Source organism: Paenibacillus sp. FSL R5-0527 (genome assembly GCF_038008055.1).
Lineage (GTDB): Bacteria > Bacillota > Bacilli > Paenibacillales > Paenibacillaceae > Fontibacillus > Fontibacillus macerans.
This window is the reverse complement of record NZ_JBBOYI010000001.1, coordinates 937,158-953,954: the sequence shown is the minus strand read 5'-3', so window position 1 is coordinate 953,954 and position 16,797 is coordinate 937,158. Positions and strand designations below refer to the sequence as shown.

Annotated in this window: 13 protein-coding genes; 2 read left to right on the top strand and 11 right to left on the bottom strand. The window is 46.3% G+C overall.

The genetic code is table 11. From position 1 onward, the window contains the following. Positions 1 to 10 precede the first annotated feature (10 nt). From NYE69_RS04345 to NYE69_RS04335, 3 genes are all read right to left on the bottom strand, one after another. Complete coding sequence (locus NYE69_RS04345; RefSeq protein ID WP_340924323.1) at positions 11 to 1,873, bottom strand: beta-glucoside-specific PTS transporter subunit IIABC; 1,863 nt, start codon at positions 1,871 to 1,873, stop codon at positions 11 to 13. 221 nt (positions 1,874 to 2,094) lie between these two features. Then, on the bottom strand, positions 2,095 to 4,203 hold the full coding sequence (locus NYE69_RS04340) for an RICIN domain-containing protein (protein ID WP_340924321.1): 2,109 nt from the start codon (positions 4,201 to 4,203) through the stop codon (positions 2,095 to 2,097). A 582-nt stretch (positions 4,204 to 4,785) separates the two neighbouring features. Then, entirely contained in the window at positions 4,786 to 6,984 is a 2,199-nt protein-coding gene (locus tag NYE69_RS04335) for a pectate lyase family protein (protein ID WP_340924318.1), read from the bottom strand. A gap of 367 nt (positions 6,985 to 7,351) precedes the next feature. Between NYE69_RS04335 and sigJ the strand changes: the two genes are divergently transcribed. Then, complete coding sequence (sigJ, locus tag NYE69_RS04330) at positions 7,352 to 8,212, top strand: RNA polymerase sigma factor SigJ (protein WP_340924315.1); 861 nt, start codon at positions 7,352 to 7,354, stop codon at positions 8,210 to 8,212. An 86-nt stretch (positions 8,213 to 8,298) separates the two neighbouring features. On the opposite strand, the gene NYE69_RS04325 is transcribed toward sigJ, so the two are convergent. After that, positions 8,299 to 8,778: a carboxymuconolactone decarboxylase family protein gene (locus tag NYE69_RS04325; RefSeq protein ID WP_240752273.1), complete on the bottom strand. Its 480-nt coding sequence runs from the start codon at positions 8,776 to 8,778 to the stop codon at positions 8,299 to 8,301. Positions 8,779 to 9,106: 328 nt separating this feature from the next. Continuing rightward, positions 9,107 to 9,964 carry a LysR family transcriptional regulator gene (locus tag NYE69_RS04320; protein ID WP_340924310.1) on the bottom strand — a complete coding sequence of 286 codons (858 nt, stop codon included), beginning with the start codon at positions 9,962 to 9,964 and terminating at the stop codon, positions 9,107 to 9,109. Positions 9,965 to 10,097: 133 nt separating this feature from the next. Between NYE69_RS04320 and NYE69_RS04315 the strand changes: the two genes are divergently transcribed. Further along, the gene (locus tag NYE69_RS04315) at positions 10,098 to 11,090 is read left to right on the top strand and encodes a zinc-binding dehydrogenase (RefSeq protein WP_340924307.1); all 993 of its coding nucleotides are present in this window, start codon (positions 10,098 to 10,100) and stop codon (positions 11,088 to 11,090) included. A gap of 12 nt (positions 11,091 to 11,102) precedes the next feature. Here NYE69_RS04315 and NYE69_RS04310 read toward each other — a convergent pair whose 3' ends face one another. The 6 genes from NYE69_RS04310 to NYE69_RS04280 all read right to left on the bottom strand — a co-directional run bounded on the left by NYE69_RS04310 (position 11,103) and on the right by NYE69_RS04280 (position 16,776). Continuing rightward, positions 11,103 to 11,315, bottom strand: a complete 213-nt coding sequence (locus NYE69_RS04310; RefSeq protein ID WP_328269535.1) for a cold-shock protein — start codon at positions 11,313 to 11,315, stop codon at positions 11,103 to 11,105. Between the two features lie 81 nt (positions 11,316 to 11,396). Beyond that, positions 11,397 to 11,597, bottom strand: coding sequence for a cold-shock protein (locus NYE69_RS04305; protein ID WP_036627035.1), 201 nt, complete (start codon positions 11,595 to 11,597; stop codon positions 11,397 to 11,399). A gap of 416 nt (positions 11,598 to 12,013) precedes the next feature. Further along, positions 12,014 to 13,174 (bottom strand): cobalamin-independent methionine synthase II family protein, encoded by a 1,161-nt coding sequence (locus NYE69_RS04300; protein WP_340924299.1) that lies wholly within the window; start codon positions 13,172 to 13,174, stop codon positions 12,014 to 12,016. A gap of 431 nt (positions 13,175 to 13,605) precedes the next feature. Next, on the bottom strand, positions 13,606 to 14,823 hold the full coding sequence (locus NYE69_RS04290; protein ID WP_340924297.1) for an SEC-C metal-binding domain-containing protein: 1,218 nt from the start codon (positions 14,821 to 14,823) through the stop codon (positions 13,606 to 13,608). A 297-nt stretch (positions 14,824 to 15,120) separates the two neighbouring features. Further along, positions 15,121 to 15,900, bottom strand: a complete 780-nt coding sequence (locus NYE69_RS04285) for a sensor domain-containing protein (protein ID WP_340924294.1) — start codon at positions 15,898 to 15,900, stop codon at positions 15,121 to 15,123. Between the two features lie 270 nt (positions 15,901 to 16,170). Next, positions 16,171 to 16,776 carry a DUF4352 domain-containing protein gene (locus NYE69_RS04280; RefSeq protein WP_340924291.1) on the bottom strand — a complete coding sequence of 202 codons (606 nt, stop codon included), beginning with the start codon at positions 16,774 to 16,776 and terminating at the stop codon, positions 16,171 to 16,173. Positions 16,777 to 16,797: the final 21 nt, after the last annotated feature.

The window sequence follows — 16,797 nt, the reverse complement described above, 5'->3', positions numbered from 1 at the left end:
CTCCCTTGGTTTAATTTTCTAAAGCGGTTACAACCATCAATGTATCCTGACGGTTCACCTGTTTTAAATCCGCAACCTCGACCGCGTATTTGTCCTTATTGGTCACAATGGCGATGGTTACCGGATCGTAGCCTTCTTCAATAATCTTCTCAAGGTCGAACTTCAGCAATAAATCGCCGGCTTTCACTTCATCCCCAGCCTGCACCTGAGGCTCAAAATATTTGCCCCGCAAGCGGACGGTATCGATCCCTACATGGAACAACAGCTCGATGCCGTTCGCCGTACGCATGGCCATCGCATGGTTTCTGCTGTATATCACTTCAATTTTGCCGTCCACGGGCGCGTACAATTCGCCTTTGGCGGGAATGACGGCAATCCCCTCGCCCATCGCTTTGCTGGAAAAGACCTCATCCTTCACCTCGGACAAAGGAATCATGTCCCCGATCACCGGGCTTTTGAACTCTTTTGCCGTGGTAAGCTGGTTAACCGATTGGCGATCTTCCGCTTTGGCCTTATGGTCCTTGCCGAGAATAAAGGCCGAAACGAAGGCAACCACAAAGGAAATGACCAGCGCGATAACGGCATTGATGATATTCCGCGGCAGCTCTTCCGAGATAAACATCGATAAACTGGCTAATCCCGGTCCGACCAGCACATAAGCCTGCAAGCCGACAATGCCGGTAAACGCCCCGCCGATCAGCGAACTGAACATGACGCTGCCGAGCACTTTTTTATTTTGCAGGGTGACCCCGTATAAGGCCGGTTCCGTGATGCCGAACAAGGCGGAAATTCCCGCGGAGATGGCCGTGGCTCTTAGCGCTTTATCTTTGGTCCGCACCGCAACGGCGAAGCAGGCGCCGCTTTCGGCGATATTGTGGGCCAGCGAAGCGGGCATATAGAGCAATTCCTTGCCGGTGCTTCCCATCGCGGAAAGAGCGTAAGGAATGAGCGCTTTGTGCATGCCGACGGACACCATCAGCGGCAATACGGCGGCCAAGAGCGCTACGGCAATCCACCCCACCTTATCGAACAAGGTTAAGATGATAGCTGAGAAACCTTCGCCGAGCGTATAACCGAGCGGGCCCAGAACGAGCAACGACACCGGAACGGTAATGAGCAGCGACATCATCGGGACAAAAAAGATCCGGATCACTTTCGGCGTAATTCGCGTGAACCATTTCTCCATTTGAGCGTAGAGCAATACGGTCAGAATCGCCGGAAAGACCTGATAGGCGTAGGCGATGCTTTTGATTTGAAGGCCGAACAACTGGGCGCCTTCCCCGAGCATGGCCGTCATGTTCGGCAGCAGCAAAGCGCCGACCGCTGCCAGGGCCACCAAAGTATTTACTTTCAGTTTGTTGGCGGTGGTAACGGCCACTAGTAATGGAAGAAAGTACAGCGCCGCGTCGCCAATTTGCACCAAGATTTTATAAGTGTGGCCGTCCGGATCCAAAACATTCATTAATCCGAGCAGCAGCAACAACGACTTTAACATCCCGGCCCCGGCAATCGCCGGAATCAGCGGCTGAAACACGCCCACGATAAAATCCAAAATAATGCTGCCGAGTTTTCTCTTTTCTTTCGGTTTAGCCTCGGATGCCGCAGCAGCGGATTCCGCATTCGGATTGAGAGAGCCGAGCAAATGCTGTACCGCATCATAAACTTCAACGACTTCATTGCCGATGACGACCTGGCACTGGCCGGTCATTTTAACGGCGATCACGCCGGGAATACTTTCGAGCCGTTTGACATCGGCTTTAGCGTTGTCGATCAAGGAAAAACGCAGTCTAGTCGAGCAGTGTTCAAAATGGGCGATGTTTTCCTTGCCGCCCACATATTTCAGAACTTCCGCGGCGGTCTGTTTGTAGTCCATGTCCAATGCTCCTTCCTTTTGCAAATTTGTGAAAGGGGACAGGCTTTTTTGCAAATAAAAAAGGACCTAAAACGACAAATAAAAGATTTGTCATTTTAGATCCTGCCTGCTTTACCAGTCACATGTCTAATGGGTGTATTCGATTAATTGCATTATATATCAGGATTTTGAAAGCGTCAACATGGATTTCTTATAGTATCTTATAATAACCTAACGGTTTTTCATTTTGATCCCCAAATCGATTCGTTATTGCTGCCGATCAATGAGAAGGTCATTACTTCATTGCGGCTGGAAAGCTCATTTCTTTGCTTGAAGAACACGCCTTTATAAGTTACTCCATTAATGACCATGGTGCAATAATAGGTCCCGGCAGTAGAAGACCAAGTGCCGGTCACATTCCCCGTAATGGTGCCGTTTGCATTCAAAGTCACGCTTTGGGTAGGCAGCATCCCCACACCGGATGTCGAAGCGTCAAGCCCCATTTTGACGAATTGATAGGTCCCCGTCATATCATTCATGCTGTATCCCGTAGAAGAAATACTGCTTCCCAGGAATTCGTATACCGCTGTGACAGGCCACTTGTCTTCATTCATGAATTGTTGATGGGCCCGAACCTCATGCCATTCCGTTCCGTTATTGAATCGGGTATGGTAAATCAGGTAGCGCAATCCGTCCGTATCAATCAGTGCCGAATTATGCCCTCCCGATTTGTAACCTAGCGGGATTCCCGAGAGCTGGTAATTTCCGAACAGTTTAATACCGTGATTGGCTTGATTGGTTGAAGCGGAAGGATACACGGCTTGATTGCCCGCCGCATCCGTGTACGGTCCGTCAATCGCGGTGGACCGGTATAAACGGATGTGATAGCCGCCCATATTTGCCAATCCCCCATACGTTACATACATGTAGTAATAACCTGTGGCTTTGTCATAGACAATATAAGGGGCCTCCCCCGATTTCCCGTATCCCCCCGCGATGCGTTTGCCGAAGTAACGGTCCGTATTGCCGCTATCCTGCCCTGGATAATAGGGCTTACCTGTCTCCGGATTAAGCTGAAGCATATAAATGCCGCCGGACCAAGACCCATAACTCATCCATAGTCGGCCCGAAGCATCGTAAGTCAGGGCAGGGTCGATGGCATTCGGGAACAGTGAGTTGTTATACCCGCCGCTGTTTGAGAACCAGCCGCTTCGGACTCCCGATAGGGTACCGTTGTCGATCAGATCCGGGATGTTGGTATTTTGATACCACGTATTCACGGTTTTGGTCCCGAGCGGCGACGTGGTGGTAATGGGGTTGCTGGCACGCGTAAATCCGGAATAAACAATGGTGTCCACATATTCGTACGGACCTGTTATGGACTTGGACACGCCAAATCCAATGGCGGAACGAATGTAGGTCGATGATGTACTGTAATACAACATATAAGCGCCCTTGGAACCATCCGCCCATACATAGGATGGGTTATAAGTCACATCCGGCGCCCATACCGCGTGGCCGCCCGAGCTATCCTGATCATTATAGCCTGCCCATGCGAACGATGGTGCAAGCGCAGAGGTCAATGCCGCTCCCGAGCTTCGGGATGCATTCCCCGTGCCGCCCGCTTTGATCAGTTTCCATTTTTGCATGTCTCCGCCCCAGTAATTCCACTGCTGGACGTTGGCGCCCGCCGACGTGCTCCCGTCAGCGACATCCAGCGCAGAAGTATATCCCGATGCTTTGGTTAGGAAAGCGACCGTTCCATCCTCATTCTGCTGAATCCGGAACAATTGCATCGGGCCGCCCCAGTATGCCCATTGCTCAATGTTGGTGCCATCGGCGGGGGATCCGCCGTTGACGTCAATGCTGCTCTTATAGGAAGAGTTGGCCGTCAAAATATAATAATCTCCGTTGCTGTGATGCACGATTCTGAACTTCTGGGCATCGGAACCGTTGTAGGACCACTGCCGAATATTCGTTCCGTCGGCCGCCGCCCCATCGGCTACATCAAGATACAACCCGCTATTTTTATTTTTGATATAATAATAGCCTTCAAAGGTAGATGGTGCATACAGGCTCCGATTGGTATAACCCTGGGTTCCGACAGGAGACCAGTTTCTCAGATCCGTACTGCTGGCCTGAGCCAAATGGGAACCAAAAACGTAATATTTGTTCGTTGATGAATCGTAATAAATGGATGGGTCATGCACGGATACCCGCGTTGTGTTTGAGGTGGGCGATGAACTGGCTGCACCAAATGCACTTCCACTGCTTACACTGGCTGCAAGGAGCACAAAGATCAAAGTCAGGGTACCCAGCTTGCCCCACACATTTCGAATCAGATGCATCATAAGATATTCTCCCTTCATGGTATTTTAAGCGCTTTCAAAGCTGAGTAGAATGACATCGATTTACGATGCTTATCACCCCATTTCATCCATAATTTTTATATTGATGGCAAAAACTAGATTTGTATACATAATAAGCTTAACTTCATGTCGAAGTAAGTCGTTTTTTGCCGTTAACCTAAAAGAATACGTAATAGGACGGGAAAATCCAGGATTGTTACTGATCTACGAGTGCCTTTCTACTTTTTCATCAGATCAAGATATAGACGCGGCCCGAACTGCCCCTTGTAGGGTTCGTACCTTGGTGTCCCTCATGCTCTTTGCACGATTATCCCTCTCTTTCAGGAGCCCCAGGAGACCTCAGTGAGGTGAGCTCTTGTCCATTTCTCTGCGTTCTGATCAAAGGGGATAATCATGCAAAGCGTCCGGGCAACGTGTGTTGATCTTCGATAGATTACAAACCTCAATTTAGAGCTAGTTTTTCTTGCGATCTACCATGTCCGAAATTTTATAAAATTCTTTGATGTAAAATAAACCAGTCGCCGCTTTAATTCCGGCAACTGGTCACATAAAACATCAGATCATCTATTTCAGTTCCATATAATAAAGATTTACAGGATTATCTTTTGTAATGGTATGTGCGCCAGGAGTAAGCGGTACGCTGACAATACCATCACTGATTGGATAACTGGTTCCATCGATCTTGATCTTTTTTCCGTCTGTTGAATTAAACACTAGCGTTAATGTTGAATCTTCCGTTGTGGAGAAACCGATACGGGTCGCGGTCTCGATTTTTAAACATTGCGTTAGAGTCAGACCGTTATACTCCACAGTTCCCTTGCTTGCCGAAAGATTCCCTTCAATATCAAAGAAGTCGCTGGCGGTTCCAGCTACGGTAAAGTTATGAACTTGTTCTCCGGTTGTTGGTTCCGGAATGGGAGTCGGTGTCGGCTCTGGCGTAGGTTCTGGTGTTGGTGTGGGTTCCGGCGTTGGCTCTGGTGTTGGTGTAGGCTCCGGTGCAGGTTCTGGTGTTGGCGTGGGTTCCGGCTTAGGTTCCGGCGTTGGCTCTGGTGCGGGTCCTGGTGTTGGTTCTTGCGGGATTGAATTTCCGCCCACAGATACAAGTTGAGTTGTGTAGCTTCTTATTTTAGCCATTAGAGCTGAATTGATTGCATACGACTTGTCATCCACGGAATTATCAAATTTCCATGCAAAGTCTCCGTTATTCAGGCGTCCCGCTTTGGCAGTAACCATTTGTTCAACATCGCTTGCGTTATCAATGTCTGCAGCATTTACGCCCGTATCGACGCTTGTATCAAAGTTATTATAAGCCGTTCCTCCTTTTAATGCTTTGTATGTGCTTGGTACGGTTTCATTTCTCGACGAAGCTAAATACGCATCAAATGATTTTTCATTTGCCGCAGCTGTCCCGTTGTTGGAGTTTGCATAAATCAGACTGGCCGCATCAACAATCATATTGTTGTAGGCCTTGATCACACCTCCGGTTTCGCCTGAAAACGTACCTTCCCCTAAAGCATCCGTACCTTGCAAGGAACTCATCATTGGATATTTAGTATGTCTAAAATAATTGGATTCCACAAAGGCTGAAGCTCCCGTCGTAACACCGACGCCATATTTCGAGACTCCATCATAGAAGTTATTATAGATATGAACGGATGCCACTCTGATCCGCGGATGACGGGAGTCCGAATGATCAAACCAGTTATGATGGAAGGTGGCAAAAAATTCAGCCGATTCACTCAAGCCGACCAGAGCCGCTTTTCCTGAATCCCAGTAGTGATTATAAGAGATCGTAATATTTGTCGATCCTTTTTTTAGGTCTGTGGAGCCATCGCCCTTGGCTTGGTCAGCATCTCCTCCTGCGGTTCCATAGAATAGATCATTGTTATGCACCCAAACATTGGCATTCCCCGTATCCAACGAAATACCGTCGTCAGGGAACAACATTAGACCCAGGTTTCTCACTTCCACATTTCCGGTATATCTAAGCAGGATTCCCCATCCGTAAGCATAGGCATCGTCTCCGATCCCTTCAACCGTCATATTCATTTCCGAATAATTTTTTTTGCCTTTGACTTGCAGATAGCCGCTGCTATTAAGTTGGCCTTTCATGTCATCAGCCGTAACTTTTCCAATAAACCGGATGGCAAGAGGCGTAGTATCATAACCTTTTTGTCTTAATTGCAAAATCTCGCCTATACCAACACCTGTTTGAACGCGCCCCGAGCTATTGATTTTCACATCAAGGGTCACAGTTTGTGCAGTCTCGGATGTGACATACAAAACCTGGGCACCATCCTTAAGTGTTCCATCATCATTATAAGCACCTGAGCCTGTGCCATATAGCGAGTCTGATGAGAAAGCAAACCCGGATCTGTCATGCGACGCTACGGACAGCTTATCTGAAACAGCACTCACCGTTGAACCGTCTGTTAGTCTAGCTTCAACTTTCATGACATAATCTCCGGCTGCAAGACCTAAGGCATCCGCTCTCCAATAAGAAGGGTATTTTCGGATCAGTTCATTATCAATTTGCTGATAGGAAGAATCCGCTGCACTTTCAGGTTTAACGTATACATTATATCCTTCCGCATTGCTAACAGGAGACCATTCTACATACGCCGTTTCATTCCAGCCTCCACCGCCGATGATCGAAAGACCGGCAGCATAAGTTGTAGTATTTTGCAGCCCTCCTGTTATTAAAGAAATTGCCAGAGAAAAAAATAAAACCATACTCCATGCTTTTGCAACCCTGTTCTTCATTTACAATCCTCCCAAGTTTGATTTGATGCGTGCACCATTGAACCGTTATTAAATAGCCGGCAAATTATTAATTCACCTCCCCTGTCTAATCGATTAATTCAAACTAATTCGTCAGTATTCGTCAATATCCGCCTCCTTTCAACATCCTAGATTGTAGCATGTGTTCCGAAATATTTCCTGGTTATAATTGGTTAAAAATCCCTATGTGTAAAAAATTTGCCACCGACCGCTTAGGTCTGCTAGATCATTTGAGGTAAGCAAAATAAAAGCCTAGGGAATGTCACAAAAACACCCTGTAACTCGTTATATTTTTAAGGCCTATTTTGCAATAGGTTTAATATACGGGGAACCGATAGGAAGTGAAGGCATGAAGGAACTGTATCAGAAATATAAAGGGCTGCTCTTTAAGCTGGCCTACCAACTGACCGGATCTGTTACGGACGCGGAAGACGTTGTCCACGATGTTTTCCTGAAAATCGTCGATGTTCCGCCGGAAAAGCTGGCAGAACCTAAAGCCTATCTTTGCAAGATGGTGACGAATCGCTGCCGGGACTTGCATAAATCGGCACGCAGGAAACGGGAACAATATTATGGGGAATGGCTTCCGGAACCCCTGCACAGCATGAATGATGATGCGCTGGATGCGGTCGTCCGCGACGATCTGCTATCCTATGCGATGCTTGTTCTGCTTGAGAGGCTATCGCCAACGGAACGTGTCGTATTTGTGCTTCGAGAGGCGCTTGGCTTTGACTATCCTGAAATTGCCGAACTGGTGGAAAAAAGCGAAGTGAACTGTCGTAAACTGTTCAGTCGGGCCAACGCAAAAATGGGAATTACAGCTGAACAGCTCGTTCATTCGGAAGGAGTTACTCCCGAGCTCGTCCATGATTTCCTGAACGCTCTCAAACAAGGCAACCTCAATCAAATCTTATCCATCCTGGATCAAGAAGTTGTCCTTGTCGCCGATGGAGGAGGCAAAGTCCCGGCCGTTGTCGAACCTATCTCTACAAGAGAACTTGTTGCCCAGTTCCTGCTCGGTCCATTCCGGCAAGCATCAACGATCGATGGCGTTCATATCGAGGTCATTCGGATGAACGGACAGCCTGCGTTTATTGTTCGATCTGGCGAAGGAATCCAAACCGTCGGGATTTTTCATGTGGAGAAAAATCAAATCCGCAGCATTTATATTGTAAGAAACCCGGACAAGCTGAAGCACGCTGGAGAATAACACGAAGCACAAAGAACCTTCGGAGGGTTCTTTGTGCTTCTGCTTTTAACATCGATGTTGGCAGAAATCACCTTTGCTCTTACTGCTTAGCTCAGGCCGGCTTTAGTCAAACCAAATGCGGCGTCAGCAGAACCCGGTACGTTCTTAAAGGCGACGTTAATACGGTTCCAGGCATTGATCGCCATGATCGAGAAGGTAAGATCCGAAATTTCTTTTTCGGACAACTGCTCGCGAACGCGGTTATAGATGTCATCAGGTACGCCATGCTCCGGCAGCTTGGTCAGAACCTCGGTCCATGCCAGCGCAGCCCGTTCGCGCGGGCTAAACAGCGTTGATTCGCGCCAAATCGAGATGTGGTAAAGGCGCAGCTCGCTCTCACCATGGATCTTAGCCTCCTTCACGTGCATATCCAGACAAAATCCGCATCCATTCATTTGCGAAGCTCTGATGTGAACGAGATGACGGATTTTCTCTTCAATTGAACTTTCCTTCTCGGCATTGCTGAGCTCCAGCATTTTTTTGAAGAATTCCGGTGATTGTTGCATATAATTTATACGTTGTGTCATAGCTAATCTACCTCTCTTTTCTAATTTAGTGGTTGTTACTTTAAGGGTGATTACCAAAACTATACGTTATCGTACGATCGTCATACCCTCCGAAGCTAAATTCGCAGTTCCTTTTCCTCTTGCTTTGGATCTCTCCCCCTCCTTTGTTAATCACACTCGAAAATATAACGACGATGCGATTCATTCTGTGACATTCTCGTGCAGCGCGAAGCGGAAGCTGCTGGCGGCTCAGTCGGAAATAGAAAAAGCAGCCATCACAGAGGAGACTCTGCGACAACTGCTTTCTCAATTGGTACACTAGGCGCTATTGATCGTTGTGGGTTAACTATTATTGCTTCGTTTCAATAAGTTGTATTAATCTTGACAACGCACTAGAGTATATTGAGCCTTGTCTATACACAAACCATACCTCCAAATTTCGGTACTCTTCAGGTAAACTGTGGAAAGCGACTTTGCCTGCCTCTTCCGCTTTAGCAATCGACGATCGCGGCAACATAGACACACCGAGCCCAGCGGAAACCCCATCTAGAATAACTGCTAATGTTCCAAACTCCATAATCTGATATGTGGTCAGGCCAGTCCCTCTCAGAAAGCTCTCTGCTTTTGCCCGATGCGTACAACCAACATCGAAAAACAACATCGGCTTCGCAAGCAACTCGTGCATGTCGCTTTTTCCCGGCTCCGAGATCAGCACCAACTCCTCTTCGAAAGCCGCAGCATGTTCTATATCCGGATCGTCAACCGGACCATAAACAAACGCTCCATCAAGCTCGTAATTCAACACTTTTTGCACGAGAGCATGTGTAACACCCGTAGTGAGCGATAAATTCACATCCGGGTATTGTAATCGATATTCGGCCAATAGGGGGGGCAGATGAATGGCCGCAGTCGTTTCAATAGAACCTATCCGAAGAGGCCCTGCAGGATGGTCGGAGTATTGTGTAGTTTTCACAGCTTCGTCCAGCAGAGTCAGTATTTTATCCGTATATCCCAGTAAATTCTCGCCAGCCGGAGTTAGCGTCATCCCTCGATTGGATCGCCGAAAAAGAGGGATTCCTAGCTGAGCCTCGAGGTACTGAATACGATTCGTCACATTAGACTGTACGTAGTTCAACATTTGCGCCGCCTTGGTTATGCTCCCCTCTCGAGCTACAGCTTGAAATATTCTCAAGTCCCCGCTTTCCATTTCCATATCACCTGCTTGGTATGATCAGTTTTGATACTCACATTCGATTTTGTTCATTTTACTGTATGATTCCCGCTCTGTACAATTCAAAATATAGAGATTCATCAAAATACGAATGACTGGAGGATTTAAGATGAAAGCAATCGTACATGCTGGGATGAACGGCTTAAAGGGCTTGACATATGAAAATGTAATTGATAAACAGCCAGGCTTCGGTGAAGTAAAAGTAAAGTTGAAAACTGCAGGGTTGAATCATCGGGACTTATTTCTCATGGAGGATCGAACAAATGAGGATGCACCCCTGATTATGGGTTCGGATGGCGCGGGAAGAATTGAAGCGGTTGGTAAAGGCGTAACGAATCTTACAGTAGGTTCCGATGTAATCATTAATCCGTGTATCGGATGGGAATTCACCCACAATGTCCCGGCCGTTCCGGCTATAGTAGGCGGTCCTTCGAGTGGCACACTCGCCGAGTCTATCATCATCCCCGAACAAAATGCCGTCAGCAAACCAGCTTACTTGTCTTGGGAAGAAGCTGGAGTGTTGCCCTTGTCTGCCTTGACGGCCTATCGGGCTTTGTTCACGAGAGGCCGCTTACAGCGAGGCGAACATATCCTTATTCCAGGGATTGGTGGCGGTGTGGCAACCTATGCAATGCTTATGGCTTCAGCGGCGGGTGCACGCGTCAGTGTCACATCCCGCAGTCAAACAAAAAGGCAAGCCGCTCTTGCATATGGGGCAGATCATGCCTTTGACAGTCATAGTGATTGGAAGGACAGTATGAAAGGAGAACAAGTGGATCTCATCCTGGACAGTATCGGGCCGGCTACGTTCCAACATTACTTTGATATCATTAAGCCGAATGGCCGTATCGTCACGTTTGGCGCAAGCTCAGGCGACCGAGTGGAATTAGCGGTACGATCCATATTTTACCCCCAAATCAGTATCATCGGCACCTCAATGGGCAGCAGCGAAGAGTTTATGGCTATGCTTCAATTTATGGAACTTCACTCGATACGCCCTATCATTGATAGTGTGTATCCTTTACAGGACACCTTTCGCGCCTTTCAGCGAATGCAGCAGGGGGAGCAATTGGGCAATATTGGAATAAGAATACAAGACTGATCCTCGCTCTATCTAGTTTTTCGTCTGATTAGGGCTTGTATTCGCTAAGATTGGCAGCATCTTCTCGCCTTTCTCCATGAAGGAATTGCACTGGGCACACACTGGCTGAGCCAAAAAAACGAAGTTATCCCTCATCCATCCGTTACACTTTTCATTGGTGCATGACCATATTATTGTCATTTCTTCTGGAAGATCACTCGTTAGTTTTTTCCGTGAATAGTACAAGCGGCATCCTTCTTTCTCTCCAGGAATAATGTGCGAAAAAAAAGCCCCAACACGAGGTTTGGGGCTTTGCAATAGCCTTACTTACAGTTTAACAACATTTTCGGCCTGCGGGCCGCGATTGCCTTGTACCACGTTAAATTCAACGCGTTGTCCTTCGTCCAACGATTTAAAGCCGTCGCCAACAATCGCGCTGAAGTGCACGAATACGTCGCTGCCGCCTTCAACCTCGATGAAACCAAAGCCTTTTTCCGCATTAAACCATTTTACTGTTCCTGTTTCCATGATTCATTACCTCCACATGTTCATTTTTGATATCCTTTAAAATTTCCAAAAAAAATCACATATTATACAAGGTTAAGCCCATTAAAATCCTAACCCTCTATAATATGTGACTTCAGGTTGAAATTTCAATGAATTAACTATAACACATCTGAAGTTGGTTTACAACTTTTCTTTCATATCTTGCCCGCTTCGTTTTCCATTATACTTTAAACTGCGATATCCCAGCCGCCGTCTGACGGAAAGAGCCGCGAGAATAGTATCGATATACAAAATTAACCATTGTGGTTTTGTATGGACAAGGGTTCAACTTTCCGCGGGGAGTCGAACCCCTGTCCGAAGACAACGCCACACAGACTTCTACAGGTGCAGTGACAGTTTTGATGTCACCCGAAAATCTTCACTTCGAGCGACAAACATTATTTGCTCCAATATTGCCGGGCAATTCTTTGTCCTTGATTAATTTTCGCCCACTGCTCAGCCTCGGTTAATTCATTACCCCCATCACAAGAGGCAAATCCGCATTGATGGGATAGCAACAATCTATCCTTGTCAATAATGCTCGATGCCTCATCAAGCAATCTGAATACACGCTCTTCATCGTCAAGCGTATTCGTTTTAGATGACAACAAGCCAAGCACAATTTCTGTTTCCGGCTTATCCTTGAAGACTTCAAGCGCCTCAAGTGATCCTGCACGTTCATCATCCCATTCAAGGAAGAAACGGTCATATTTAAGCTGCTTCAAGAACAGATTAGCAATTTTCACATAGGAGCCGCCCCCCATATTACGGGAATCATAGTTGCCACGGCAATTGTGCGTCCACATTTTCAAACCTAAACGATGACCAAAATCAATCAATGTATTGTTAATGTCAATAAATTCGGTAGCAAGAGCTTGTACTTCCTCTTGATTAATATTTTCACCGGTGTACGGAGAATTCGGGTTGTCATCCGCAAACAGTTCCCATAAGCAATCGTCAAATTGCAGAATTTTCCCGCCAGCAGCAGCAAATTCCTCAACAAATTCCTTATATGCCTTGACGAGGCCGTTTTTAAGCTCATGTCTATTTTTATAAACCGCATCTTTGCCGCCAATGTTATCCGACCATGACAACTCACCAAAAATATGTGATGGAGAAGGTACGCCCAGCTTCGTTTCTCGGTCGCCAGCAAGAGCTTGGAGTTTTTTGAATATTCCAATGAAATGATGGTTCTTTCCGCTCAATTCGCCTGTAATGCGCAAACCAATATCTTTTCGCGTCTCATATTTCGAACTTCCATCAACGTCACGGAAAAAATATCCATGATCCGCAATATAGCGGTTAATTCCTTGAAATCCCCAAACAAAATCCAGATGCCACATGGATTTGGAATATTCACCATCAGTAATAATTGACAAATCATGCTCGATTTCTTTTTCGACTACAGCCTGAATGGCCTCCGTTTCACACTGCTCATAGCCCTCAAAATCTTGATAAAATGGATAGCTGATATCATCACGATGTTCTATTTGCGTTTTATATTTTAATAGTTCAGACGGTCGCAACAAGCTACCTACGATTTGGAATTTACTGCTCATTCATAAAACCTCCCCGATCTGTCTCATGTTAAATCGTAATGCTTTGATTGTAGCATGGAAGGGGGTTCCTACGTAACACTCAAAAGTCATAACTAGTTATAGCTAATAGCTATAGCGGGTTCGCAACACATTTGTATGGCTGAGAAATGGGGGCGCGTTCTGGTTCTTCCCAACCTTTGTAGGACGTACATCCGTTGCAGGTTTTAGATGGACCGGTCGAACATGGGTGTTTACTGGAGTAGACCTAAGAAGCATTGTGTCATTTACATGTTTTTAGAGAAGAAAATAGCGACCTGTTAAGGTCGCTTTTCTGATACTGCATATGAAAGTGAACGAACCGTGGCTTGGCAAAGCCATAATTCGCCACAGGGAACTATTTTACTTGGATGTTTCCTCCAATTCGCATCTCCATAGGTTCTATTTGTATCCGCCTACGCACCGCAGCATTTCTTGTATTTCTTCCCGCTTCCGCAAGGACAAGGATCGTTGCGTCCTACTTTATTCGGGTTAGTATAAGGTGTGTTCAGACTACCTTGGGATCCGGGGCTGGCGAACATCCGCTCCAATTCCTTCTCACGCTCGGCCAGCCGCGCTTCTTCCATATCAAGCTCCTTCTTCCATTGCGGTAATGAAGGATGCGGCGTGTTTGAGATTACGCAGTAACCATAAATCGACTCCGTAAGGCTCAGTAGTCCCCGGTCGTAACCTCCCTCCACCATCGCCTGGACCAACGGAAGGCCCTTGCTTGATCCTAGCTCGCATAGACCATCCGCCAACCTGGTTGCATAGGTAAGATTCTGTTCTTCCGGCAGCAGCGATAGCAATGCCTCTTCCGAGGCGGGCAGCTTGATTCTACCGAACACATCGGAAGCATACAACCGGAAATATTCTCCGTTAGCAGCAAAATACCGGTCGGCCAGCGTCGTCACAACCGAGGTTGTCCCGATATGAACAAGCGCCTCTATGGCCTTTTCCGGAAGCCATTCATCCTTCGCTCCCAATAAGCCGCACAGCAAAGGAATGGCCGCTTCCAGCTTCATTGCACCCGCCAGCTGAGCAAAATAGGAGGTTTCATAACCATAACTTAAGTCATCCGGATTATAAGCATCCAGCTTCTGCAGTACGGTATTGGGGTCGATACACTTTCGACGAGACAGCTCATTCACGATTTCGTCACCATACGTTGTATCGAGCTCATTTATATATTTATCGGCGGATTGCTCAATAAACAATTGGAAGGCACTTACTAGTTCCTGATCGTCCATAATCGAAAGATTGCGCTTTTGCTGCACCCGTTTTTTCCAAACCGGATCTTTCTCGATGAACTCCACAAAGGGGTCCAATAACTGGGGATCGCTATGATACAACATATTCTTCAAGTGGAATTTCGTATTATTATCGTATGCCGGTGACTGACACAAGGCCAGCAGCTCGCGGATCGTCTCTTCGGTTTGCGGGAACTTATATCCTCGGAACAAATGAATTTTGGCCTGCTTAGATTGCTTCAGTTTTTCTAACAATAGCGGCATTAAAGCAGTATCATTTTCATATAGAAAGCTGTCTTCAAAATATCGAAGAGCGGTATTGCTTACAATATGCTCCGGATGCAGGATATAACTCTTTACTTGTTCAGGATGGAACATAAACATTTCCCTTTCTCATCTTAAATCGTTATTTTGCTGCAGGTTCTCTAGAGCCCCCGGCAACTGCGGCGGTATTTTGTGCTTGTTCGCCACATAATGGGTGACGTAGTGCCGCTCAACTTTCGGGTCACCGGACTTCGAGAAACGAAGCGGCTGCTTCGGACCTTTGCCCCACCTCAAATGGAAGTCAACAACGCCATCCCACACTTCCGGATAGAAATCGATATATTGTCTCCATACGATTATAGCACAGGGGGGAACCTATAACTGCCGAGTCTTATTACTAGCTTCTAAAACTCTCTTTTATGCGAGCCACATCTTCTCTTGCGTCGGCTGATTTCCTTGGTACCCATCATAATCGGACTGAATGGGCGCATGGAATTGTGCTTCAACTGGCATTGACGACGGCTGATAGGACTCGTCCACATACATGATTCTACGCTGAATTTGCATGAGCCCATTCACAACGCGAAGCGCGATCCAAAATAGTACAAGACCAACGCCTACGTATAGCAGATATTGCTGATTATAAGTCCAATCGACATGAAAATAACGGAACAAGTTATTCTCTAGAATATCCAGCTGCATCTCATTCATCAAAATGATATGCACAACGGGAAGCGCAATAAATCCGAGTCCTAGTGCAATTGCCGTCACCATCACAACGAAGAAAACAATGCCTGTTATAAATCTAAGTAATACGAGCATCAGATTTCTAATGAATAGTCCACCGTCAAACCCCTTCACCATTCGCTTCAACCAATTCTGCCCAACTTCAGGCTGTAGTTGGTTTGGAACCGAAACAGGAGGGACCGGTAAACCTAAAATATGTCGAATTAGGCTTTGTTCAAAATTTACAATCCCATTCAACAGCTTAGCTACTCCAAAGAACAGCGGTATCCCGATAAATATCGGAGTCAAACCGATGGATAAGGCAAGCCCCGTGATCGCTAGTGTCAAATAGATTATCCCTAACGGGAGCGAGAGCAATAAATAGAGAATCGTTGCATAGGTTTTAGGATTAAAAAGCACCCAATTCACCTTACCCGCCCGCGCCATTGACGTCGCTTCTACTGCCTTCAATTCAAACACTCCTTTGGCTTCATAAGTCACGCTCTGAGTTATAAACCCAGTATAACTGCCTTATTTGCCCGGCATAACCGTCTTAGGGGGTGTTTGAACCTGGACTTTAGGCTAGGACTTGGGGATATTCTCTGTATAGGCTTCTTCACTAGCGAACGAAAGAGGGAGGCAAGTTCCTTTGAAGCGATGGTTAACTCCAAAAAAAACCGCAAGCCCTGGGGAGAAATCCCTTACGCTCGCGGTTTCTTTCATAAATAGTGGCAACTTCAGCTATCTTAAATTAATAGTGGCCTTGTCCTTATCTTTTGCCAGCTTTAAAATCAAACCATCTTTTGATTTAGCTACTTCGTCAGGAACTTCCATTACAACAAATCCAGTTTTTGAAGATAATGGCTTAATACTTTCATTGCTAAGGTCTTTATCTATCATCGTGATCGTATATTTATATTCATATTTGTCCTTAAATATCGCCTTCATCTCAACTCCGCCAATCATTGACGTAAAGTTGTCTGCTTCCGTTCCTTCATTGGAAACCGTATAATTTAAAATTAAAAACTTATTGCCCTCATCCGCACTAGAAGAAAAGTATTCATCACTGACTTTTTGATTGAACTCAAAGGAGTCCAGCACAACTTCCCAATTGCCCAATTTGAACTTGTCCCCTACTTTGTAAGCAACCTCTTTTTCAGGCTCCTTAGCCGGTTCTGCTGTATCAGCCTCACCTTTTTGCTCATTATTTACGTTCTCTGCAGTGCCTTGATCCTTTACAGAAGTATTAGCATTCTGCGTTCCTGATGATGTAGACGCAGCACCTCCACATGCAGTAACCAGTAACAACAGTGCCAAAAGTAATACTCCCAAACTAGTTTTTCTCAAAATCTACTCCCCCTTTTCTAC